Source organism: Kitasatospora sp. NPDC089509 (genome assembly GCF_044749365.1).
Classification (GTDB): domain Bacteria; phylum Actinomycetota; class Actinomycetes; order Streptomycetales; family Streptomycetaceae; genus Kitasatospora.
On sequence record NZ_JBIVHS010000032.1, the window covers coordinates 15,343 to 37,712 of the forward strand.

Sequence of the window (22,370 nt, forward strand, 5' to 3'; positions counted from 1 at the left end):
GTCAGTTCAGACGACAATCATCAGATCGCGGTCATACTGCGCTCGATGGTCCCGACCCGCTAGATCGCGGTCATGACGTGCTTCACCCGGGTGTAGTCCTCGAAGCCGTACGAGGAGAGGTCCTTGCCGTAGCCGGACTTCTTGAAGCCGCCGTGCGGCATCTCGGCGACCAGCGGGATGTGGGTGTTGATCCAGACGCAGCCGAAGTCCAGGCGGCGGGACATCCGCATGGCGCGGGCGTGGTCCTTGGTCCAGACCGAGGAGGCCAGCGCGAACTCGACGCCGTTGGCGTACTCGACGGCCTGGTCCTCGTCGGTGAACTTCTGCACGGTGATGACCGGGCCGAAGACCTCGTTCTGGATGATCTCGTCGTCCTGGCGCAGGCCGGAGACGACGGTCGGGGCGTAGAAGTAGCCCTTGTCGCCGACCCGGTGGCCACCGGCCTCGACCTTGGCGTGGGCGGGCAGCCGCTCGATGAAGCCGGACACCTGCTTCAGCTGGTTGGCGTTGTTGAGCGGGCCGTACAGCACGTCCTCGTCGTCCACGCCGCCGGTCTTGGTCTCGGCCGCGGCCTTGGCCAGCGCCTCGACGAAGGCGTCGTGGATCGACTCGTGCACCAGCACGCGGGTGGCGGCGGTGCAGTCCTGGCCGGCGTTGAAGTAGCCCGCCACCGAGATGCCCTCGACGGCCTCGGCGATGTCGGCGTCCTCGAAGACCACGACCGGGGCCTTGCCGCCCAGCTCCAGGTGGACGCGCTTGACGTCCTTGGAGGCGGACTCGGCGACCTGGATGCCGGCCCGGACCGAACCGGTGATGGAGGCCATCGCCGGGGTCCGGTGCTCGACCATCAGCTTGCCGGTCTCGCGGTCACCGCAGATGACGTTGAAGACGCCGGCCGGCAGCTCCAGGTCCTTGAGCACGCCGCCGATGATCTCGGCCAGCAGCACGGTGGAGGCCGGGGTGGTGTCCGAGGGCTTCAGCACGACGGCGTTGCCGGCCGCGATCGCCGGGGCGAACTTCCAGACCGCCATCATCATCGGGTAGTTCCACGGCGCGACCTGGGCACAGACGCCGACCGGCTCGCGGCGGATGATCGAGGTCATCCCGTCCATGTACTCGCCGGCGGCCTTGCCCTCCAGCAGACGGGCGGCACCGGCGAAGAAGCGGATCTGGTCCACCATCGGGCCGATCTCATCGGAGAGGGTCAGCGCGCGCGGCTTGCCGGTGTTGCGCACCTCGGCGTCGACGATCTCGTCGGCCCGGGCCTCCACCGCGTCCGCGATCTTCAGCAGCAGCTTCTGCCGGGTGCTCGGGGTGGCGTCGCGCCAGATCGGGAACGCGGCGGCGGCCGAGGCCATGGCGGCGTCCACGTCAGCGGCACCGGACAGCGGCGAGGTCGCGTACGCCTCACCGGTGGTCGGGTCGACGATGTCGAGCGTGCGGCCGTCGGCCGCGTCGACGAACTCACCGTTGATGTAGTTGCGCAGCGTGCGAAGGTCGCTCACGAATCTCTCCTCGGTCTGGGCCTGCGGCATTGCAGATTCCGGCGCCATGGTACGTCGGCGGATCCGGCCTACGAAGGGTGCCGAGTGGCCGGACCCGAAGCGGCACGGTCCACTGGTGGCGGAATGCGCACCGCCCTGCGGGGGCGCGCGCGTACGGTGCCAGGGTAGCCGGAAGACTGCTGGGATCGACAGGCGCAGCACCGGAAGGCAATGAAATCCGCATGGGATTTCCTTGATCGCGACGAAATCAGCAGCTTCCACGCTTGCGAACAAGGGCCCGATCGGGCACAGTGGCGGCGTGGCCAACCGCGACCGGAACGCGAGCGTTCCCCTCGACGCCGCCTCCAAGGCGATCATCGAGCAGCTCCAGGAGGACGGGCGCCGCCCGTACGCCGCCATCGGCAAGGCCGTCGGCCTGTCCGAGGCGGCCGTACGACAGCGCGTGCAGAAGTTGCTCGACCAAGGCGTGATGCAGATCGTCGCCGTCACGGACCCGCTCACCGTCGGCTTCACCCGCCAGGCGATGGTCGGCATCCGGGTCGAGGGCGACATCGAACCCGTCGCCGACGCACTGGCCGCCCTCGACGAGGTCGACTACGTGGTCTGCACCGCAGGCTCGTTCGACCTCCTGGCCGAACTGGTCTGCGAGGACGACGAGCACCTGCTCGAAATGATCAACAAGCGCATCCGCGCGCTTCCCGGCGTGCGGAGCACCGAGAGCTTCGTTTACCTGAAGCTCCGGAAACAGACCTACACCTGGGGCACCCGATGACAGCCGACCCGGCGCAGAAGGACCTTTCCAAGACCGCCTACGACCACCTGTGGATGCACTTCACCCGCATGTCGTCGTACGAGAACTCCCCCGTGCCGACCATCGTCAAGGGCGAGGGCACGTACATCTGGGACGACAAGGGCCGGAAGTACATCGACGGCCTGGCCGGCCTGTTCGTCGTGCAGGCCGGTCACGGCCGCACCGAGCTCGCCGAGGCCGCCGCCAAGCAGGCCAAGGAGCTCGCCTTCTTCCCGGTGTGGAGCTACGCCCACCCGAAGGCCGTCGAGCTGGCCGAGCGCCTGGCCAACTACGCCCCGGGCGACCTCAACAAGGTCTTCTTCTCCACCGGTGGCGGCGAGGCCGTCGAGACCGCCTGGAAGCTTGCCAAGCAGTACTTCAAGCTGACCGGCAAGCCGACCAAGTACAAGGTCATCTCGCGCGCCGTCGCCTACCACGGCACCCCGCAGGGCGCGCTGTCCATCACCGGCCTGCCGGGTCTGAAGGCCCCGTTCGAGCCGCTGGTGCCGGGCACCCACAAGGCCCCGAACACCAACATCTACCGCGCCCCGGCCTTCCTCGAAGGCCCGGACGGCACGGTCGACCCCGAGGCGTACGGCCGCTGGTGCGCCGACGAGATCGAGGTCGCCATCCTCAACGAGGGCGCCGAGACCGTCGCCGCCGTCTTCGTCGAGCCGGTGCAGAACGCCGGTGGCTGCTTCCCGCCGCCGCCCGGCTACTTCCAGCGCCTGCGCGAGATCTGCGACCGCCACGACGTGCTGCTGGTCTCGGACGAGGTCATCTGCGCCTTCGGCCGCCTCGGCACCATGTTCGGCGCCGACAAGTTCGGCTACCAGCCCGACATGATCACCTGTGCCAAGGGCATGACCTCGGGCTACTCCCCGATCGGCGCCACGATCATCTCGGACCGCCTGGCCGAGCCGTTCTACAAGGGTGACAACACCTTCCTGCACGGTTACACCTTCGGCGGCCACCCGGTCTCCTCCGCGGTGGCGCTGGCCAACCTCGACATCTTCGAGCGCGAGGGCCTGAACCAGAAGGTCCTCGACAACGAGGCCGCCTTCCTGGGGACCCTGAACAAGCTGCGCGACCTGCCGATCGTCGGCGACGTCCGCGGCAACGGGTACTTCTACGGCATCGAGCTCGTGAAGGACAAGGTCACCAAGGAGTCGTTCAACGACGACGAGGTCGAGCGCGTGCTCTACGGCTTCCTGTCGAAGGCGCTCTTCGACAACGGCCTGTACTGCCGCGCCGACGACCGTGGCGACCCGGTCATCCAGCTGGCCCCGCCGCTGATCTCCGACCAGTCGACCTTCGACGAGATCGAGCAGATCCTGCGGACCAGCCTCACCGACGCGTGGGCGAAGATCTGACCACCTGATCCTCCTTCCCCACCCTCCGCCGAAGGGCGGTCCCGCTCCCCGCGGGACCGCCCTTCGGCGTTCGCGCTCCGATCACCCGTCAACATCACAGTCGTACGACCAAACATGCCTGAATGCGGGTGATTTGCCCGTGATGGACCAGTGCGCCGCAACCGCGACCCGTCCCGGTCGTTCTAATCTGACGACTGTCATATCCCTGCGGCCCCCAGGATGGAACCTCATGTCAGCGGCACCGCCTGACAACGACGTGCTGTGGGCCCGGGGGATCGTCAAGTCCCACTACGGCACCCCCGCCCTGCGCGGCATCTCCATCGGCGTCCGCGACGGCGAGGTGCTCGCCGTCACCGGCCCGCGCGGCTCCGGCAAGAGCACTCTGCTCGGCTGCCTCTCCGCCCAACTCCCGGTCGACCAGGGCGAGGTCTGGTTCAACAGCTCCCCCGTGCACACCCTCGGCCGGGCCGGCCGGGAACGGCTGCGCCGCGACCGCTTCGGCTTCGTCGGCTCCGAACCGCACCTGGTGCCGGAACTGACCGCCCGCGAGAACGTCGCCCTGCCGCTGCTGCTGGCCGGCGCCGGCAACAAGGCCGCCTACACCGCCGCCGACGAGTGGCTGGAGCGCCTCGACGTCGGCGAGGTCGCCCGGCAGCGCCCCGACCGGCTGGTCCAGAGCCAGTGCCAGCGGATCGCGGTCGCCCGCGCCCTCGCCCCGCTGCCGCCCGTGGTCTTCGCCGACGACCCCACCGCCCCGCTGCACCGCGAGGCCGCCGACCAGGTCCTGCGGATACTGACCAGCGCGGCCCGCTCCCACCAGCTCACCCTCGTCCTCGCCACCCACGACCCCGAGCTCGTCCGGTTCGCGGACCGCGCCGTCGCCCTCGTCGACGGACGGCTCACCGCCCCCGCCGCCCCCGTCCCGCGCGGCACCGCCCTCCCCGGCGCGGCCGGCGCCCCCACCGTCACGGCCACCCGCCGCTGACCGGACCGCCGAAGCCGCCGAAGCCGAGCCGCTGAAAGAGTCGACGTGTTCTACCTCCGCCTGGCCCGGGGCTACCGGGTGCCCGACCTCGGCCGCTGGCTGCTCACCGCGCTGGCGGCCGCCGTCGTCGCCGCCTTCCTGCTGCGCTCGCTCGGCCGGGCGCTGAGCGACCCCCTCGGCGGCACCGACGCACTGGTGCGACTGCTCTGGTGCCTGCCCCCGCTCGCCGCCGTCGCCTGGTTCGCGGCCGTCGCCGCCCGCTCGGTGCCCGCCCGGCGGCCCGAGCGGATGGCCGGCCTCACCGCCGCCGGGGCCGGCTCCCGCCGGATCCGCACCCTGATCGCCGGCGAGGTCGCCCTCGCCTGCACCCTCGGCAGCCTGCTCGCCCTGCTGCTCTTCCTGGTGCTGCGCAACGACATCGCCGGGCCCTCGCTCGCCCCCGACCTCGGCATGGGCGTGCCGCTGCCGCCCGCCGCGCCGATCACCCTGCTCGCCCTGGTCCCGGTCACCGCCGGCATCGCCGCCGGCTGCTCGGTGCCCGTCACCGACACCCTGCCCGGCGGCCGCACCCGCGGCCGGACCGGCTTCAGCCCGCTGCGGATCGCCGTACCGGTCGGACTGGTGGTGATCGGCGCCGCGCTCGAACTCATCGCCCTGCGCCCCGGCGCCCCCGCCGACGGCCGTCCGATCCACCTGCCCGCCGGACTCGGCAGCACCAGCACCGCCGCCCTCGGCGGCTGGGCCGCCGGCGCGCTCGGCCTGGCCCTGCTCACCGGCCCGCTGCTCGGCTGGACCGGACGGCTGCTCGCCATCGGACGGCCCACCCCGCTGCGGCTGCTGGCCGGACGCGGCCTCACCACCCAGGCCCGTCGGCTCGGCCCGCCGCTGGCCGTCCTCACCCTGGCCGTGGCCATGGTGCTGACCACCGTCCGCTACTGGATCGGCACCCCCGACAGCGCCGACGCGCTGCCCGCCGTCGAGGCCTGCCTGGTGCTCGGCTGCACCGCCGCCGCGGTGATCGCCCGGCTCGCCGAGGTCCGCACCGACCGCCAGGAGGTCACCGACGCACTGCTGCGCCTCGGTGCCTCGCCCCGGCTGCTGTTCGGCGCGGTCGCGCTGCGCACCCTCGCGGTGGGCACCACGCTGCTGCTGACCGGCGGAGCGACCGCCGCACTGGCGGCCGCCGGTCTGCGTTAGGCCCCGTCATCGGGCTCCGATCCCGGGCCCGCTCTCCCGGACGGATCCGGAGGAGCGGGCCCGGGTCCTGCTCAGCCCGCCGCGGCGAGCTGGCCGCAGGCGCCGTCGATCTCCTGGCCGCGGGTGTCGCGGACGGTCGTCGGCACGCCGTGCGCCTGCAGCCGGCGGACGAACTCGCGCTCGTCCTCGGGCCGGGAGGCGGTCCACTTGGAACCCGGGGTCGGGTTCAGCGGGATCAGGTTGACGTGCACCCGGTGGTTCTTGATCAGCCGGCCGAGCAGGTCGGCGCGCCAGGCCTGGTCGTTGATGTCCTTGATCAGCGCGTACTCGATGGAGATCCGGCGGCCCGACTTCTCCGCGTAGTTCCAGGCCGCGTCCAGCACCTCGTCGACCTTCCACCGGGTGTTCACCGGGACCAGCTCGTCGCGCAGCTCGTCGTCCGGCGCGTGCAGCGACAGCGCGAGGCGGCAGCTGAGGCCCTCGTCGGCCAGCCGGTTCATCGCCGGGACGAGACCGACCGTGGAGACGGTGATGCCGCGCTGGGACAGGCCGAAGCCGTCCGGCGCCGGGTCGGTCAGCCGGCGGATCGAGGCCAGCACCCGGTTGTAGTTGGCCAACGGCTCGCCCATGCCCATGAAGACCACGTTGGACAACCGCGCCTCGCCGCCCGGGATCTCGCCGGCCTTGAGCGCGCGCATCCCGGCGGCGATCTGCTCGACGATCTCGGCGGTGGACAGGTTGCGGGTCAGCCCGGCCTGGCCGGTGGCGCAGAACGGGCAGTTCATGCCGCAGCCGGCCTGCGAGCTGATGCACATGGTGACCCGGTCGGGGTACCGCATCAGCACCGACTCGACGAGCGTGCCGTCGAACAGCTTCCAGAGCGTCTTGCGGGTGGTGTCGTCGTCGCAGGACACGTGCCGCACCACGGACATCAGTTCGGGCAGCAGGCCCTCGGTGAGCTTCTCCCGGCTGGCGGCGGGGATGTCCGTCCAGCTCTCCGGGTCGTTCGACATCCGGCCGAAGTAGTGGTTCGAGAGCTGCTTGGCGCGGAAGCCCTGCTCGCCCAGCTCGGCGACGGCCTCCTTGCGCTCGGCGGGGCTCAGGTCGGCGAGGTGTCGCGGGGGCTTGGCGCCGCGCGGCGCGACAAAGGTGAGTTCTCCGGGCTTAGGCATGGTTCCTCCAGTGTCGCAGACGCGCGAGGGCCCCGGACGCCTGGCGTCCGGGGCCCTCCCGAGGTGCGGTGCTCGAACTAGCTCCCGACGAAGGCCGCCAGCAGCAGCCAGACCACCGGGGCGGTCGGCAGCAGGGAGTCCAGCCGGTCCATGATGCCGCCGTGGCCGGGCAGCAGGGTGCCCATGTCCTTGATCCCGAGGTCGCGCTTGATCATCGACTCGCCCAGGTCGCCCAGGGTCGCGGTGACCGCCGCGCAGCCGCCCAGGATCAGACCCTGCCACCAGCTGCCGCCGTCGATGATCAGCTGCATCAGCAGGGCGCCGGCCAGCATCGACAGGCCGATGCCGCCGGCCAGGCCCTCGCGGGTCTTGCCGGGGCTGATCGTCGGGGCCAGCTTGGTCCGACCGAACTTGTAGCCCACCGCGTAGGCGCCGGTGTCGCTGCAGATCGTGACGATCAGGAAGAGCACGATCCGCTGCGGGCCGTCGTCGGCGGCCAGCATCATCGCCACGAAGGTCGCCAGGAACGGCACGTAGAAGGCGGTGAACACGCCCGCCGTTATGTCCCGCAGGTAGTTCTCCGGCGGCTGGGCCATCCGCCAGACCATCACCGCCAGCCCGGTCAGCGCGAGCGAGGCCGCGGCCCACTCGACGCCGGCCCAGTAGCCGGTGGCGACCATGGCGACGCCGCCCACCACCAGCGGGATCAGCGGGGCCTTGATCTGCTTGCGCTCGGCGAGCCGGGTGGTCAGCTCCCAGCTGCCGACCGCCACCGCGGCCATCACGACGAACAGGAACAGCGCCTTGACGACGAACAGCGAGGCGATGATCACCGCGCCGAGGCCCACCCCCACGCCTATGGCGGCCTGGAGGTTACGGCCACCGCGCTGCTTCTTGGGAGGCTCCGGCTGCGGGGCGGGCTGGGCGGCCACGGGTGTCTCCTGCCCTGGATGGGACGACGGCACGAAGGGGGGCTGCCCGGCCGCCCAGTGGCTCGGCGGCGGCGCGGGATGCACCGGAGCCCCCGGGTACGGCGGGGTGCCGTGGCCGGGGGCGGGGGTGACGTCGTCGGTTATCGCGCGCAGCACGACCGTCTCCGTCACGCCCGGGGGCGCGGGCTCGGGCTGCTCGTCCCGGAACAGCGGACCGCCGGGGCGGCCGGGGGCCGGCTGCGGACCGGGCGCCCGGTGGGCCCCGGGAGCCCGGTGCGGCGCCGACGCCGCCGACGGGCCCTGGGCCGGGCCGCGGTCGGGCGCGCCGGGGTGCGGGCCGGGATCGGCCGGTACGGGAGGCATGACCTGAGTCTCCTCCGCGTCGCCGCCCCAGTACACCGGAGGCTGCTGCGAGTGATCCGAACGGAGGCCCTGGTCGCCCGGCACGGCACCCGGCGCACCCGGGTGGTCGGCGCGACCACCCGGCCGGCCGGAGTGGTCCGGTCGACCGGGGTGGCCCGGGAAGGGCTGTGCGGGGGCCGACGTCAGATGCTCGTCGTACCCCGGCGCCGGGTGCTCCGGAGGCCGGGGGGCCTGCGGCTGCGGCGCCGGGCGGTAGGGCTGGAACTGCTGGTCGGACGGGCCCCAGTAGCCAGGGGCGTCAGGGGCGTCGTTCATCAGACCTCGAGCAGCTCGGATTCCTTGTGCTTCAGCAGCTCGTCGACCTGGGCCACGTACTTGGCCGTGGTGTCGTCGAGCTCCTTCTCCGCGCGGCGGCCGTCGTCCTCGCCGACCTCGCCGTCCTTCACCAGCTTGTCGATGCCGTCCTTGGCCTTGCGGCGGACCGCGCGGATCGAGACCTTGGCGTCCTCGCCCTTGGTCCGGGCGATCTTGATGAACTCGCGGCGGCGCTCCTCGGTCAGCTCCGGCAGCACCACTCGGATGATGGAACCGTCGTTCGAGGGGTTGACGCCCAGGTCGGAGTCGCGGATGGCCTGCTCGATCGCCTTCAGGGCGGTCTTGTCGAACGGCGAGACGACCGCCATCCGGGGCTCCGGCACCGAGAACGAGGCCAGCTGGTTGATCGGCGTGATGGCGCCGTAGTACTCGGCGACGATCTTGGCGAACATCGCCGGGTGCGCCCGGCCGGTGCGGATGGCCGCGAGGTCGTCCTTGGAGACGCTGACGGCCTTCTCCATCTTCTCCTCGGCCTCGAGGAGGATCTCTTCGATCGCTTCGCTCACTGTGCTCTCCCTGTCCGGTTCATCTGCTGGTGTGCCGACCGGCGTCGGTATCGGGGCCGGTCACGGCGGACGCCGTCCCGTACGGCGGGTTGCTGCTCAGGCCCGGACAGAATCCTGGCTGATGAGTGTGCCGATCTTCTCACTCTTCACCGCACGCGCGATATTGCCCTCCGCCAGCAGTTCGAAGACCAGCATCGGGAGGTTGTTGTCCTTGCACAGCGTGATCGCGGTGAGGTCGGCGACCTTGAGGTCGCGGGCGATGACCTCGGAGTACTCCAGCGCGTCGAACTTCACCGCGTCCGGGTTGGTCCGGGGGTCGGAGTCGTAGACGCCGTCCACGCCGTTCTTGCCCATCAGCAGGACGTCGGCGTGGATCTCCAGGGCGCGCTGGACGGCCGTGGTGTCGGTGGAGAAGTACGGCATGCCCATACCGGCGCCGAAGATCACCACACGGCCCTTCTCCAGGTGCCGGACGGCCCGCAGTGGCAGGTACGGCTCGGCGACCTGACCCATGGTGATGGCGGTCTGGACCCGGGTCTCGATGCCCTCCTTGACCAGGAAGTCCTGCAGCGCCAGGCAGTTCATGACGGTGCCGAGCATGCCCATGTAGTCCGACCGGGCCCGGTCCATGCCGCGGACCTGCAGCTCGGCGCCCCGGAAGAAGTTGCCGCCGCCGATGACCACCGCGACCTCGGTACCGGCGCGGACGACCGTGGCGATCTCGCGGGCGATCGCGTGCACGACGTCCGGGTCGACGCCGAGCCCGCCACCACCGGCGAAGGCTTCACCGGACAGCTTGAGCAGCACCCGGCGGCGCGAGCCCGCCTTGGGGTCCTGCGCGGTCTCCTGCGTCTCCTGCATGGACTTCTCCTTTATTGCACCTGCTGGCTCACAGGCCTGGGTGTGCGGATGCCCGGCCTGCGCGTACACGCGAGGAGGCCACTGCCGCGGGAACCGGTTCGGTGTCCTGCACGGCAATGGCCTCCTCGTCGTTCATGGTGCCGACACGGCCCGCCCATGGACGGTTGGCGCTGGGTGAGCCCGTTCGGCGTTCCGCCCGCCCGCATCAGCGGGCGGGGGCGGTTCCCAGCCTAGAGGGGGCCGGGGACCAGGTGGAACGTGGCTCAGGCGCCGACGCGGAAGCGAGCGAAGCCCTTGAGGGTGACGCCGGCCTCGTCGAGGACCTTCTGGACCGTCTTCTTGTTGTCCTTCGCGAAGGCCTGCTCCAGGACGGAGTTCTCCTTCACGAAGCCGGTGACGCGACCCTCGACGATCTTCGGCAGGGCGGCCTCCGGCTTGCCCTCCTCGCGAGCGGTGGCCTCGGCGACGCGACGCTCGTTCTCCAGCGCCTCGGCCGGGATCTCCTCGCGGGACAGGTACTTCGGCGCGAAGGCGGCGATGTGCTGCGCGACGTCCTTGGCGACCTCGGCGTTCTCCTTGTCCAGCTCGACCAGGACGCCGACGGCCGGCGGCAGGTCGGGGCTGGTCTTGTGGAGGTAGACCGCGACGAAGCCGTCACCGTCGAAGCGGGCGAAGCGACGGAAGACGATCTTCTCGCCCAGGGTCGCGTTGGCCTCGTCCACGAACTGCTGGACGGTCTTGCCGGCCTCGATCTCGGAAGCCAGGGCGGCCTCCAGGTCGGCCGGGGCGGTCTTCGCGACGTGGGCGGCGATCGCGTCGGCGACCTCGACGAACTTGTCACCCTTGGCGACGAAGTCGGTCTCGCAGTTCAGCTCGACCAGAACGCCGGACTTCTTGTCCTCGGCGATCAGCGCGGCGACGGCGCCGTTGGAGGCGTCACGGCCCTCGCGCTTGGCAACGCCCTTCTGGCCCTTGATGCGCAGGAGCTCGACGGCCTTCTCGACGTTGCCCTCGGCCTCGTCCAGGGCCTTCTTGCAGTCCATCATGCCGGCGCCGGTGAGCTCACGGAGCTTCTTGACGTCCGCGGCGGTGAAGTTCGCCATGGTGTGAATCTCTTCTCGCGTCTCGCGTGTCTGCGTGGAGTAGCGCCGGAACCGATGGTTCGGTTCCGGCGCGGGAGAGAGGGGCACCTGCCGGTGTCGTACCGGCGGGTGCCCCTCACCCTTGGTACGTCAGGCCTGCTCGGCCGGAGCGTCGGCAGCGGGGGCCTCAGCGGCGGCGGGGGCCTCGGCGGCCGGAGCCTCGGCGGCGGCGGGCGCCTCCTCGGCCTTCTTCTCGCCCTCGATGAGGTCCTTCTCCCAGTCGGCCAGCGGCTGGTCGGCGCCCGGCTCGGCCTTGGTGTCGCCCTTGGCGACACCGGCGCGGGACTTCAGGCCCTCGGCGACGGCGTCGGCGATCACGCGGGTCAGCAGGGTGACGGAGCGGATCGCGTCGTCGTTGCCCGGGATCTTGTAGTCGACCTCGTCCGGGTCACAGTTGGTGTCGAGGATGGCGACGACCGGGATGTTGAGCTTCCGGGCCTCGCCGACCGCGATGTGCTCCTTCTTGGTGTCCACGATCCAGACAGCGCTGGGAACGCGCTGCATGTCGCGGATACCGCCGAGGGTCTTCTCCAGCTTGTCGTGCTCGCGCTGGAGGACCAGGAGCTCCTTCTTGGTGAGGCCGGAACCGGCCACGTCCGAGAAGTCCAGCTCGCCGAGCTCCTTCAGGCGCTGCAGGCGCTTGTAGACGGTCGAGAAGTTGGTCAGCATGCCGCCGAGCCAGCGCTGGTTCACGTAGGGCATGCCCACGCGGGTGGCCTGCTCGGCGATGGCCTCCTGGGCCTGCTTCTTCGTGCCGACGAAGAGGACGCTGCCGCCGTGGGCAACGGTCTCCTTGATGAACTCGAAGGCGCGGTCGATGTAGTTCAGCGACTGCAGCAGGTCGATGATGTAGATGCCGTTGCGCTCGGTGATGATGAAGCGCTTCATCTTCGGGTTCCAGCGGCGGGTCTGGTGACCGAAGTGGACGCCGCTCTCCAGCAGCTCCCGCATCGTGACGACGGCCATTGCCGTGCTCCTCAGGTGTTACGGCCCGACTGTGGCGGTCCCTCGGGGATTCCCCTCGGGCGAAGTGCCTACGGTCGGGTCAGTCTCGGTTGTCCGTGGCGGCCAGGTGACAGCCACGCCTGACGCCCCGATCGTGCCGAGCCGCTTCAGCCCGGTCGGTCCGGGGACCGGTCGGGCTCGGCGGACCGAGCGGCACTCGCACCTGGCGGGGGCTGCGGAGAACCACATCCGACCACCGGTGGCGGGGCGTGCGAAGTCGACCCGGCAGACCGGGTCGCGTGTGAAGTGTACGGGAAGCGCCGAGCGGCGGGCGACTTCGCGGGCACGGAAGGGCCTGCGGACGGGCAGCGCACGGGCTGCGCGCGGGCTGTGTCCGGACTCCGGGTGGCCTGCGATCGGCCGGGGAGAAGCCCGGGGAACTGCTGCGGCGAACGGGGCCGCGGCGGCCGGAGGACGGCGGTCGGCTGGTCGGCCCTCTGCCCGGCTCCCGATCCTCCTATGCCGTTTGTACACCGGATGGCGGCGTCCGTACACCCGCCCGGGGGATGGCGATCGGACGCGGGGGCGGTTTGTCCACAGGTATCCGGAAGGCGGTGGTGCCGGGGCGGGGAGACGGCCAGCCTCGGGGCATGACTGGGCGCAGTGGGGTTCGCGGGGTGTTCGGCCCGATGTTCGGCCCGATGGTCGGCCGGGTGCTCGACGGGGTGGTGCCGGTGGTGGTGCTCGCCCTGGTGGGGTTCGTGGGTGTGACGGGGGCCGCGGCCGAGCGCGGGCCGGGTGGAACCACGGCGGGCGGTGCCACCGTTCCGGGCCCGGCACGGGCCTGGCCGGTGGGCGGACCCAGCGGAGTGCTGGGGCGGTTCGAACCGCCCGCGAAGCCGTGGGCGGCCGGACACCGGGGAGTGGACCTCGCCGCCGCGCCGGGGGCGGAGGTGCGGGCGGCGGCCGCCGGGGTGATCGCCTTCTCCGGACTGGTGGCGGGCCGCCCGGTGGTGACCGTCACCCACCCGGACTCCGGGGCTCCCCCGCTGCGGACCACCTATCTGCCCGTCATCGGCGCCCTCCCGGTCGGCACCGCGGTGGCCGCCGGCCAGGTGATCGGACGGCTCGCCCCGGACGGGCGGCACTGCGGCGCGCACGACTGCCTGCACTGGGGACTGCTGCGTGGCGACCGCTACCTCGATCCGCTGGCCCTCTTCGGCGCGGGCCGGGCCCGCCTGCTGCCCCTGGGCGGGGCAGGGCACCCGGCCGACGCGAACGGCACGGACCGAACGGATGGCACGGACCGAGCGGCGGCTTCGGTCGGGGTACCGGCCCGGGCAGCGGTGCCGGGCGCAACGGGTCAGGAGCGGTCGAGGCCGTGCAGCGCCATGGCGACGGCGGCGTCGGCGATCGCCTCGGGGGACTCCACCGGGCAGCCCGTCCGTGCCCCGCCCGCGCGCTGTTCGGCCTGACGGACGGCCGCCTCCACGATCCCCTGCAGCAGTGCCGCGGCGAGCCGGGGCTGTTCATGGCCGAGGTCCTCCAGGGCCCGGACCACCAGGCCGATCAGTCGGCCGTGCGTCGCCCGGATGCGCTCACGGGCGGCCTCGTCGAGCTCCAGCGCCGAGATGGCCATGACCGCGCGGTGCCTCGGGTCGTCGGCCAGCGCCAGCTGACCGCGGACGTACGCCTCGATCCGCTCGGCGGCGGTGTCGCGGCTCGCCATCCCGGCCTCGATCTCGGCCGCCCAGAGCGGGAAGTCCACCTCGCAGAGCGCCTCGACCACGGCGGCGCGGGAGCGGAAGTACTCGTAGACCGAGGAGCGCGCCAGCCCGGTGCGGGCCGCGAGCGAAGGGAAGGTCAGGGCCTCCATTCCGCCCTCGGTGAGCAGGGTGCGGGCAGCATCCAGGAGGGCTGCCCGCTGCAGCTGGCGATGCTCGGCCACCGTGGCCGCTCGGATCTTCGGCACGCTCCCACTGTACGGAGCCCTACCGGTGACCGATACGGCGCCGCGCATTCGGCCGGGGAGCGGGTCCGCGTGCGGCCCCGGATCCCGCTACCGGATGTCCGAGAGCTTGGCGCGCAGCTGGAGGACGGACTTGGTGTGGATCTGACTCACCCGACTCTCCGTCACCCCCAGCACCTGTCCGATCTCGGCGAGGGTGAGGCCCTCGTAGTAGTACAGCGTCACCACGGTCTTCTCCCGCTCGGGGAGGGTGTTGACCGCCTGGGCGAGCAGTCTGCGCAGCTCGCGGTCCTCGGCCACCTCGACCGGGTCGTCCGCACCGTGGTCCTCCAGGGTGTCCATCAGGCTCAGCCGGTCGCCGCCCTCGCCCACCGGGTGCAGCAGCTCGTCCAGGGCCACCACGTTGGCGAGCGACAGCTGGCTGAAGATCGCGTGGAGATCCTCGATCGCGATCCCCATCTCGGCCGCGACCTCGGGCTCGTGCGGCGTCCGGCGCAGCCGGGCCTCCAGCGTCGCGTACGTCCGTTCGACGGCCTTCGCCTTCTGCCGCACCGAACGGGGGATCCAGTCCAGGGCGCGCAGTTCGTCGATGATCGCGCCGCGGATGCGGCTGATCGCATAGGTCTCGAACTTGATCGCGCGGTCGATGTCGAACTTCTCGATCGCGTCGATCAGCCCGAAGACCCCGGAGGAGACGAAGTCGGCCTGTTCGACGTTGGAGGGCAGGCCGACCCCTACCCGGCCCGCCACGTACTTGACGAGTGGTGAGTAGTGCAGGATCAGCTGCTCGCGCAGCCGCTTCTCGCCGGTCTCCTTGTACGAGCGCCAGAGCTCTTCGAGCGCCGTGCGCCCCTGGGCGCCGGCTTCCCGGGCGTCCGCGCCCCCGCCGGCGCTCACGCTCGCACCCGTCTGTTCCCGGCGGGGCCGGGACACGGGTGGCGAGGTGGCGTCCGGGGTGGGGGTGCTCGACGGCCGCCAGGGGGCGCGGTCGACAGCCGCACCACCGGGCGCGTCCGGGTCTCCGAGCGCCCCGGTGGTGCGGGCCGGTTCGGGGCCGCCGACCACGTCGGCGACCCTGGCCGCGTCGGTGTCCCCGGCCGCGTCGGCGCCCTTGATCGGGTCGGCGCGCGTCATCGGGTCGGTGTCCCTGACCGCTTCCGCGTCCCTGGCCGTGTCCGCGGGCTGGCCCGGCACCACCGTCGGCCGGCCGCCCTGACGCGACAGGCCTCCCATCGTCCCCGCCGACTTGGGCGGGAACTCGGTCACGGGGCGCCGCTCGGTCCGCGGCCCTCCCGAGGACCGAGCGCCACCGGTCACTCTGTGTCCGGGAATGTGTGTGGGCATACGTTGCTCTGCGCCGTTCTGCCGAGTCGTGTGCTGATAGGGAAGGCATGTGGAGCGTAGCGTGACCGACTCACTGCAAAGCGCTACCGCCACTCGGTCGTCCCTCGATCCGGTGGCGTTCACCCACCGGATCCGGGCATACGAGCGGAAGGAACGGATCAGCAGGTCAGCCGGACCGTGCCAGCTCGCCTCTCCCGTGCGCACCCCCGTTCGCCCTCCCGCGCGTCACCTCCTCATCCACACCTCCTCCGCACCAGGCGCCAGTGCGCGCCGTGTCGCTCCACGAAGCCGAGCGAGACCAACTCGTAGAGCCGCTGCAGGACTTCGTCCGGCGGGAGACCCGACTGACGGGCCAACCGCTCGACCGGGGCACCGTCCGCCGTGGCCGGCACCGCCTCCAGCACCCGGGCCAGCGCGGGCTCCAGCAAGTCCCGCGGCAACACCGGGCCGGTGCGCTGCGGGGCCAGGTCGTCCCCGATCGCGCCGACCAGCTCGGTGATCTCGGCAGCCTCGGTGACCAGCGTGGCGCCGCCGCTGCGGATCAGGGCGTGCACCCCGGCGGAGAGCTCCGAGGTGACGGGCCCGGCGACGCCCATGGTGTGGCGGTTGAGCTCCCGTGCCCGTCTGGCCGTGCTCAGGGCTCCGCTGCGCAACGCCGCCTCGACCACCACGGTGCCCCGGGTCAGCGCCGCGATGACCCGGTTGCGGAGCACGAATCGGAAGCGGTTCGGGTGTTCGCCGGGCGGGAGTTCGCTGACCAGCAGGCCCTGGACACCGATCCGCCGGATCAGTTCGGCGTTCCCCTTCGGGTAGGCCACGTCGACCCCGCAGGCGAGCACCGCGATGGTCATCCCGCCGACAGCCAACGCACCCCGGTGGGCCGCCGCGTCGATCCCGTACGCGGCGCCGGACACCACGACCCAGCCGCGCTCGGCCAGTTGGGCCGAGAGCTCCCCCGCGACGTGGGCGCCGTAGGCCGTACAGGCCCGCGAACCCACCACCGCCACCGAGCGCAGGGCGAGCAGCCGCAGTGAACCGGTGCCGGTGGTCCACAGCCCGATCGGGCGTCCGTCGCCCAGGTCGTCCAGTTGACTGGGCCATTCCGTGTCCCCCGGAATGATGAAGCGTCCACCGACGTCCCGTACCCGTTTCAGGTCGTTCGCCGGGTCGAGGCCCGGGAGTCGCGCCTGGTAGGCGGCCAACCGGGCGGCGTCCAGCCCGGGGTGGTCGGGGACGACGCCCTCCCGGATCGCCCGGACCACCTCCACGGCGGGGAGTTGGCCGAGCCAGCGGCCGACCACCGCGTCGCCCGGTTCGCTGAGCCGGGTGAGCAGGACGCGGGCGAGGCGCTCCGGTTCGGGCGCGACCGGTGGACCGGCCGCGGTCGCGTGCGGTGCCCCGGGGTGCCGCAACAGCTGGTTCATGCCGCCTCCTTGCCATCGGCCGGAGTCTCCGGCGGTGCGTCCGACCAGTCGTCGTCCGGGCCGCTCCGGCGCTGGGCGGGGATGCCCGGGTAGCGGCTGCGGCCGCGCTCGGGCAGCGGGAGCCCCTGTTCGACGCCGGTGCGCAGGACCAGGGCGGTGCGCACGTCCCGCTGGTCCGGCCGGTCCCGGCCGGCCAGGTCCGCGACCGTCCAGGCGACCCGGAGCACCCGGTCCAGGCCGCGGGCGGTCAGCAGTCCGCGCTCCAGTTGGCGCGCGACGTCGTTGAGCGCGCCGGCCGCGAGCTGCCAGCGGGTGCGCAGCTCGTGCCCCGGCACCTCGGCGTTGGTCCGCCACGGGGTGTGCTCCAGCCGGGCCGCCGCCCGTTCCCGGGCGGCCAGCACCCGGGCCGCGACGGTCTCGGTGGTCTCCGCGGTGGTGTCCCGCTCCATGAGCTCGATCCTGGTCACCGGGGAGACCTGCACCTGGAGGTCGACCCGGTCCAACAGCGGCCCGGAGAGCCGCCCCTGGTAGCGGCTGACCATGCTCGGGGTGCACTCGCAGCCCTCGCCCCGGCGTGAGTAACGGCCGCACGGACAGGGGTTGGCGGCCAGGCAGAGGAGGAAGCGGGCCGGGAGCCGGAGCGATCCGGCCGAGCGGGCGATCACCACCTCGCCCGACTCCAGCGGTTGGCGCAGCGCGTCGAGCACCCGCACCGGGAACTCCGGGGCCTCGTCCAGGAACAGCACGCCCCGGTGGGCCAGGGACACGGCCCCCGGTCTCGGCAGCCCGCTGCCGCCGCCGACGATCGCGGGCATCGTGGTGGAGTGGTGCGGGGCGCAGTAGGGCGCGGTGTCGATCAGCGGGCGCCCGGCCGGGAGCAGGCCCGCCACCGAGTGGACGGCGGTGACCTCCAGCGACTCCTTCTGGGTCAGCGGTGGGAGCAGTGCGGGCAGCCGCTCCGCGAGCATCGTCTTGCCCGCGCCCGGTGGCCCCTTGAGGTAGAGGTGGTGTCCTCCGGCGGCGGCGATCTCCAGGGCTCGCCGGGCCTCGTACTGGCCGGCCACGTCGGCCATGTCGAGGCGCAGCGCCCGGTCGTCGGGCAGGCCCCGGACGCCCGCGCTGGGCAGCATGAGACCGGCCATCAGCGGATCCGGTCGCCCGCTGATCGGGTCGGGCGGCTCCTCCGGCTCCGTCGCCCCGGTCAGGACGGCGACGAGCTGGCGCAGGCTGCGGACCCCGATCACCGTCACCCCGGGGACGAGCGAGGCCTCGGACGCCGTCTGCTCGGCGACCACGACCCGTTCGTACCCGGCGTCGGCGGCGGCCAGCACCGAGGGCAGCACCCCGCGGACCGGCCGCACCCGGCCGTCCAGCCCCAGCTCGCCGATGAGCAGCAGGTCGGCGATGGCGGACGGGTCGAGCCGTTCGGCGGCGGCCAGCACGGCGCAGGCCACCGCGAGGTCGAAACCGCTGCCGCTCTTGGGCACCGAGGCGGGGCTGAGCCCGACGGTGAGTTTGCGCTGCGGCCAGGCCTCCCCGCTGTTGCAGACTGCGGCGCGGACCCGGTCGCGGGCCTCGGTGAGTGCCTTGTCGGGCAGACCGACCAGGGTGAACGCGGCCACCCCGGGCTCCAGATCGGCCTGGACCTCGACGATCACTCCGTCGACCCCGACCAGCGCGACGGAACAGGTACGGGCGAAGGCCATCTCAGACCACCCCCCGCAGGTGGTCGACCAGGGCCGCACCCCGCGCCCGGTTGACCACGGCCACCAGGTCGATCCGCACCCCTCCCGGCGGGGCGGGCGGCCACTGCGGATCGGACGGCCCGGGGTCGTACCCGGGCCCGGCGAGCCGGGCGAAGTGCCCGGGCCAGCGCTCGGCCAGCCAGCGCTCGGCGAGCCGGTGCAGCCGGGCGGCCTTGGCCCGGTCGATGGCCTCGCTGGGCTGTTGGAAGCCCCGCTCGGAGCGGGTCTTCACCTCGCAGACGGCGACGGTGTCACCGTCGAGGGCGACGATGTCCAGCTCGCCCTCGACGCACCGCCAGTTGCGGTCCAGGATGCGGAGCCCGGCTTCCGTCAGGTGCCGGGCGGCGACCCGCTCGCCGTAGCGGCCGAGCCCGTTCCTGGTGCTGCGGTCCGGTTCGGTCGCGTCGGGCGACCCGGTTGCGGCCGCGTTCGGTACGGCCTGGTCCTGCACGATGGTGTTCTGCACGGTGACCACCTCCTGCGAGGAGGCTGCAGCACCGTGCGCGACTGGGCCGGGAAATTCCGTTTCCCTGTGGATAACTCGGGCCTGTGGACAACTCTTGTCACCCGCAGGAGTGAGAAGCCCCCGTCACGCGAAATTCGGCTGGACAACGCGGGACGGAGTCGTCCAACGTCAGTTCCCGAAGCCGGACTCGTCCGAGGGCAGCTCCAGATCGCTCTTCGCGAGTTCCTCGATGTTCACGTCCTTGAAGGTCAGCACCCGGACCTTGCGGACGAACCGGGCCGGCCGGTACATGTCCCAGACCCACGCATCCGCCATCGACACCTCGAAGAACACCTCGCCCTGGACCGAGTGCACCTGCAGCTCGTAGTCGTTGGTGAGGTAGAAACGTCGCTCGGTCTCGATCACGTACTTGAACAGGCCGACGACGTCCCGGTACTCCCGGTAGAGCTTGAGCTCCATCTCGGTCTCGTACTTCTCGAGATCTTCGGCACTCATCCAGGCGTCCCCTCAACTTGTCACGTCCACCCATTGTGGACCACCGCACCCACGCTCAGAGCCGCACCGGATCGACCGGCGGGCCCTCTGCCAGCAGCCGCTCCAGGAAGTCCGCCAGTCCGGCCGGATGGACCGTCTCGGCGGTCCCCCTCAGTTCCTCGACCGTCCACCAGCGCGCCGCGAGCAGTTGGGCGTGCTCGTCCTCACCCATGCCCGAGTGGTCCAGCCCCGTCTCCATGGTCCGGGCCAGGTGGAACCACTGATCCTGCTCGTAACGCTGTCCCTGAAAGGAGAACGACACCGTGCCGTACGCCACCAAGGGCCCCAGGTCCACACCCCGCAAGCCGGTCTCCTCCGCGAGCTCCCGCTCGGCGGCCCCGCGCACGTCCTCCCCCGGCTCCAAGCCGCCCCCGGGCGTGAACCACCACGTCTCGTCGGGCACCGCGGGATCGGCGCCGAGGAAGAGGAGGATGCGATCCAGCCCGTCCAGCAGCAGGATCCGCGCGGCCCTGCGACGCTGTGCAGTCATGGCGGCGCTCCACGCTCCTTCCGTTCGCATCGGTGGCGCTACCGATCCTGCCACCCACCGCGTCCGTCCGGGGCGATGTTCGGCAGAGCGGCCCGACCTGCGACGGCCGCGTTCAGGAGCTGCGCCCCCGGCGGGCGCGGCGCACCAGGCCGGCCACCCCGCCCACCGCCGAGGTCACGACGATCAGCGCCGCGCCCGCGACGCTGGCGTAGGCGGCCGGCTCCAGCGGCCCCGGGTCGGCGGCCCGCGGTCCGGCGAAGCCGTCGAAGGCGGTGGTCCGGTCCAGCAGGCCGGTCCGGCCGAAGGGCAGCAGGGTGGCCTCGACCCTGGCCTCGACGGCCGTGGCCGGGACGGTCCCGCCGTCGACCTCCAGGTGGGTGCGGGAGTCGAGCGAGCCCACCCGGTTGTCGCCCAGCAGGAACAGCCGCCCCTGCGGCACCGTCACGCTGAAGTCCTCGCCCTGGCGGCCCTGGGTCGCGAGGTACGGCTCGTCCACCGGCTGCCCGTTGACCGTCAGCCGGTGGTCGGCGGCGGTGGTGGCGACGGTGTCGCCACCGACCGCGACGACCCGCTTGACCATCAGCTCCCCGCCCCAGGCCTGGTCGCGGAAGACCACCACGTCGCCCCGGCCGACGGCGCCACCGACCTTGCGGGCGAGCACGGTGTCGCCGATCTGGAGCGTCGGGTGCATCGAGGCGGTGGGGATCTTGTACGGCCGGTAGTCGACCGCGATGAGGGCGAAGCCGCCGATCATCAGCAGCAGACCGAGCGCGAGCGCGACGCCCTGCAGCACCGCGGCAGGCCGGCGGCCGGGCCGGGCGGGCGCGTCCGAAAGGTCGGCCGACTGCTCCACGGCACTGCTCATCGACACCGTCCACCTCTGGCCGACCGGAGAAAACCACTGGCACGCCGGTGGCTCGGGCGGGAACGCCGACGGGCCGTGGCACGTCCGAGCAGATTACTCGTCGGTACCACGGCCCGCGCAAGGGTCTGGGAGGAGCCGGTGGAGCTCAGCCGTCCTTCCGGCGCTCCGACCGGGCCCGCGCCCGACGCACCAGCGGAAGCAGGGCGACGGCCCCCACCGCCCCGGCCACCGGAGGCACGGCCGGCAAGGCCCCCGCCGCCAGACCCTTCTGGTCGAAGGTGTCCGGCACCGGGAGCGTCGACCAGTTGCCGATCGGCCAGGCCACCACGAAGGCGCGACCGATCACGTTGCCCACCGGCACGGTCCCGCCGCCCGGCTGGTCCATGTGGAAGCGGGAGTCCAGCGAGTCGGCGCGGTGGTCGCCCATCACCCAGATCCTGCCGTTCGGCACCTTCACCGGGCCGAAGGGCTGCGTACCGCAGGGAGTGTTGCCCGGGAAGATGTACGGCTCGTTGAGCGCCACGCCGTTGACCTTGACCGGCCCGTCGTCCTTGCACTCGACGGTGTCGCCGCCGACCGCGATGACCCGCTTGATCAGGTCCTTCTCGTTGGCGGACGGCATCAGCCCGACGAAGCTGAGCACGTCCTGCACCCCGCGGACGAAGGAGTTGCTGCTCTGCTGGGTCGGCTCGTCGTTCAGCCAGCCGCCCGGGTCGTGGAACACCACGACCTCTCCGCGCTCGGGTTCGGCCCCGAACCAGGGGGTCAGCTTGTCCACCAGCACGCGGTCGCCGACCTGCAGCGTGTTCTGCATCGACTCCGACGGAATGGAGAACGCCTGGACGAAGAAGGTCTTGATCACGAGCGCGAGGACCAGCGCGATGCCGACCAGGATCGGCAACTCCTTCAGGAAGGAGCGCTGCTTGCGCGGCTTGGCCGGATCGCCCGCGCCGTCCACCGGCCCGTTCTCCGACTGCGGCGGCTCTCCGGGGCCGCTCGCCCCGGGGTCGTGCTCGTCCGGACCGCGCTCATCGGCGGTCTGGGCGGCCGCGGCCGTGTCCTCGGCCGCGGCGGAAGGCGCCGAGGACTCGGCGGACCGGGTCACCCGGCCACCCGGGCCCTCGGGCTCCCCGGCGCCTGAGCGGGCGCCGATCACCAAATCCCCCACAACGTCTCCTCCCTGCTGTGCGGACGCCCGCGCGCCCGCGCTCAGAGTGCCGCACAGCGGGCACCACGCTCGCCACGACCATGAACGCATCAGGATTGCCCACGGCGGACTCCCCTGACACCAACCCGGCCACAGCGCGCGACCGGGACCACTCCCGGCCGCACCTGCACTTCTCTATCACTCCAAGGCATCCGGCTCGCGGTTCCACACGCGCGGTCC

The 22,370-nt window shown here is 72.1% G+C and carries 21 protein-coding genes; 5 read left to right on the forward strand and 16 right to left on the reverse strand.

Going from position 1 to position 22,370, the window contains the following annotated elements:
* Nucleotides 1–59 precede the first annotated feature (59 nt).
* Complete coding sequence (locus tag ACIP4P_RS39825; protein ID WP_400927785.1) at nt 60–1,535, reverse strand: gamma-aminobutyraldehyde dehydrogenase; 1,476 nt, start codon at nt 1,533–1,535, stop codon at nt 60–62.
* Between the two features lie 268 nt (nt 1,536–1,803).
* Between ACIP4P_RS39825 and ACIP4P_RS39830 the strand changes: the two genes are divergently transcribed.
* The 4 genes from ACIP4P_RS39830 to ACIP4P_RS39845 all read left to right on the forward strand — a co-directional run bounded on the left by ACIP4P_RS39830 (nt 1,804) and on the right by ACIP4P_RS39845 (nt 5,850).
* Nucleotides 1,804–2,277 (forward strand): Lrp/AsnC family transcriptional regulator, encoded by a 474-nt coding sequence (locus ACIP4P_RS39830; protein WP_030306695.1) that lies wholly within the window; start codon nt 1,804–1,806, stop codon nt 2,275–2,277.
* Nucleotides 2,274–3,668 carry an aspartate aminotransferase family protein gene (locus tag ACIP4P_RS39835; RefSeq protein ID WP_350515316.1) on the forward strand — a complete coding sequence of 465 codons (1,395 nt, stop codon included), beginning with the start codon at nt 2,274–2,276 and terminating at the stop codon, nt 3,666–3,668. Before ACIP4P_RS39830 ends, ACIP4P_RS39835 begins: the two co-directional genes overlap by 4 nt.
* Nucleotides 3,669–3,897: 229 nt before the next feature.
* Nucleotides 3,898–4,653, forward strand: a complete 756-nt coding sequence (locus tag ACIP4P_RS39840; protein ID WP_400927790.1) for an ABC transporter ATP-binding protein — start codon at nt 3,898–3,900, stop codon at nt 4,651–4,653.
* A 45-nt stretch (nt 4,654–4,698) separates the two neighbouring features.
* Nucleotides 4,699–5,850, forward strand: coding sequence for a hypothetical protein (locus tag ACIP4P_RS39845; RefSeq protein ID WP_400927793.1), 1,152 nt, complete (start codon nt 4,699–4,701; stop codon nt 5,848–5,850).
* 71 nt (nt 5,851–5,921) lie between these two features.
* Here ACIP4P_RS39845 and rlmN read toward each other — a convergent pair whose 3' ends face one another.
* The 6 genes from rlmN to rpsB form a co-directional block, all read right to left on the reverse strand.
* Nucleotides 5,922–7,022, reverse strand: a complete 1,101-nt coding sequence (gene rlmN, locus ACIP4P_RS39850) for a 23S rRNA (adenine(2503)-C(2))-methyltransferase RlmN (protein WP_350515313.1) — start codon at nt 7,020–7,022, stop codon at nt 5,922–5,924.
* 77 nt (nt 7,023–7,099) lie between these two features.
* A complete protein-coding gene (locus ACIP4P_RS39855) occupies nt 7,100–8,317 on the reverse strand; it encodes a phosphatidate cytidylyltransferase (RefSeq protein ID WP_350515312.1) in 1,218 nt (405 codons plus the stop codon).
* A 314-nt stretch (nt 8,318–8,631) separates the two neighbouring features.
* The gene (gene frr / locus ACIP4P_RS39860; RefSeq protein ID WP_400927924.1) at nt 8,632–9,153 is read right to left on the reverse strand and encodes a ribosome recycling factor; all 522 of its coding nucleotides are present in this window, start codon (nt 9,151–9,153) and stop codon (nt 8,632–8,634) included.
* 141 nt (nt 9,154–9,294) lie between these two features.
* Complete coding sequence (gene pyrH / locus ACIP4P_RS39865; protein WP_030056790.1) at nt 9,295–10,059, reverse strand: UMP kinase; 765 nt, start codon at nt 10,057–10,059, stop codon at nt 9,295–9,297.
* A 263-nt stretch (nt 10,060–10,322) separates the two neighbouring features.
* Complete coding sequence (gene tsf / locus ACIP4P_RS39870; RefSeq protein ID WP_350515311.1) at nt 10,323–11,162, reverse strand: translation elongation factor Ts; 840 nt, start codon at nt 11,160–11,162, stop codon at nt 10,323–10,325.
* Nucleotides 11,163–11,291: 129 nt separating this feature from the next.
* Complete coding sequence (rpsB, locus tag ACIP4P_RS39875) at nt 11,292–12,167, reverse strand: 30S ribosomal protein S2 (RefSeq protein WP_400927799.1); 876 nt, start codon at nt 12,165–12,167, stop codon at nt 11,292–11,294.
* A 629-nt stretch (nt 12,168–12,796) separates the two neighbouring features.
* Here rpsB and ACIP4P_RS39880 point away from each other — a divergent pair.
* A complete protein-coding gene (locus ACIP4P_RS39880; protein WP_400927802.1) occupies nt 12,797–13,621 on the forward strand; it encodes a murein hydrolase activator EnvC family protein in 825 nt (274 codons plus the stop codon).
* Here the strand turns inward: ACIP4P_RS39880 and ACIP4P_RS39885 are convergent.
* From ACIP4P_RS39885 to lepB (ACIP4P_RS39925), 9 genes are all read right to left on the reverse strand, one after another.
* Nucleotides 13,510–14,094, reverse strand: coding sequence for a helix-turn-helix domain-containing protein (locus ACIP4P_RS39885; RefSeq protein WP_350515332.1), 585 nt, complete (start codon nt 14,092–14,094; stop codon nt 13,510–13,512). The two genes, ACIP4P_RS39880 and ACIP4P_RS39885, sit on opposite strands and share 112 nt — an antisense overlap.
* Nucleotides 14,095–14,205: 111 nt before the next feature.
* The gene (gene whiG / locus ACIP4P_RS39890) at nt 14,206–15,249 is read right to left on the reverse strand and encodes an RNA polymerase sigma factor WhiG (RefSeq protein ID WP_400927805.1); all 1,044 of its coding nucleotides are present in this window, start codon (nt 15,247–15,249) and stop codon (nt 14,206–14,208) included.
* 443 nt (nt 15,250–15,692) lie between these two features.
* A complete protein-coding gene (gene dprA / locus ACIP4P_RS39895; protein ID WP_400927809.1) occupies nt 15,693–16,883 on the reverse strand; it encodes a DNA-processing protein DprA in 1,191 nt (396 codons plus the stop codon).
* The gene (locus ACIP4P_RS39900) at nt 16,880–18,589 is read right to left on the reverse strand and encodes a YifB family Mg chelatase-like AAA ATPase (RefSeq protein WP_400927812.1); all 1,710 of its coding nucleotides are present in this window, start codon (nt 18,587–18,589) and stop codon (nt 16,880–16,882) included. The genes dprA and ACIP4P_RS39900 overlap by 4 nt, the downstream gene beginning before the upstream one ends.
* Before the next feature lies 1 nt (nt 18,590).
* Nucleotides 18,591–19,094 carry a YraN family protein gene (locus ACIP4P_RS39905; RefSeq protein WP_350515306.1) on the reverse strand — a complete coding sequence of 168 codons (504 nt, stop codon included), beginning with the start codon at nt 19,092–19,094 and terminating at the stop codon, nt 18,591–18,593.
* A 168-nt stretch (nt 19,095–19,262) separates the two neighbouring features.
* Entirely contained in the window at nt 19,263–19,589 is a 327-nt protein-coding gene (locus tag ACIP4P_RS39910; protein WP_030056781.1) for a DUF2469 domain-containing protein, read from the reverse strand.
* Between the two features lie 55 nt (nt 19,590–19,644).
* Complete coding sequence (locus ACIP4P_RS39915) at nt 19,645–20,118, reverse strand: NUDIX hydrolase (RefSeq protein WP_400927816.1); 474 nt, start codon at nt 20,116–20,118, stop codon at nt 19,645–19,647.
* 112 nt (nt 20,119–20,230) lie between these two features.
* Entirely contained in the window at nt 20,231–20,983 is a 753-nt protein-coding gene (lepB, locus tag ACIP4P_RS39920) for a signal peptidase I (RefSeq protein ID WP_400927819.1), read from the reverse strand.
* A 145-nt stretch (nt 20,984–21,128) separates the two neighbouring features.
* Complete coding sequence (gene lepB / locus ACIP4P_RS39925; RefSeq protein WP_400927822.1) at nt 21,129–22,151, reverse strand: signal peptidase I; 1,023 nt, start codon at nt 22,149–22,151, stop codon at nt 21,129–21,131.
* Nucleotides 22,152–22,370 lie beyond the last annotated feature (219 nt).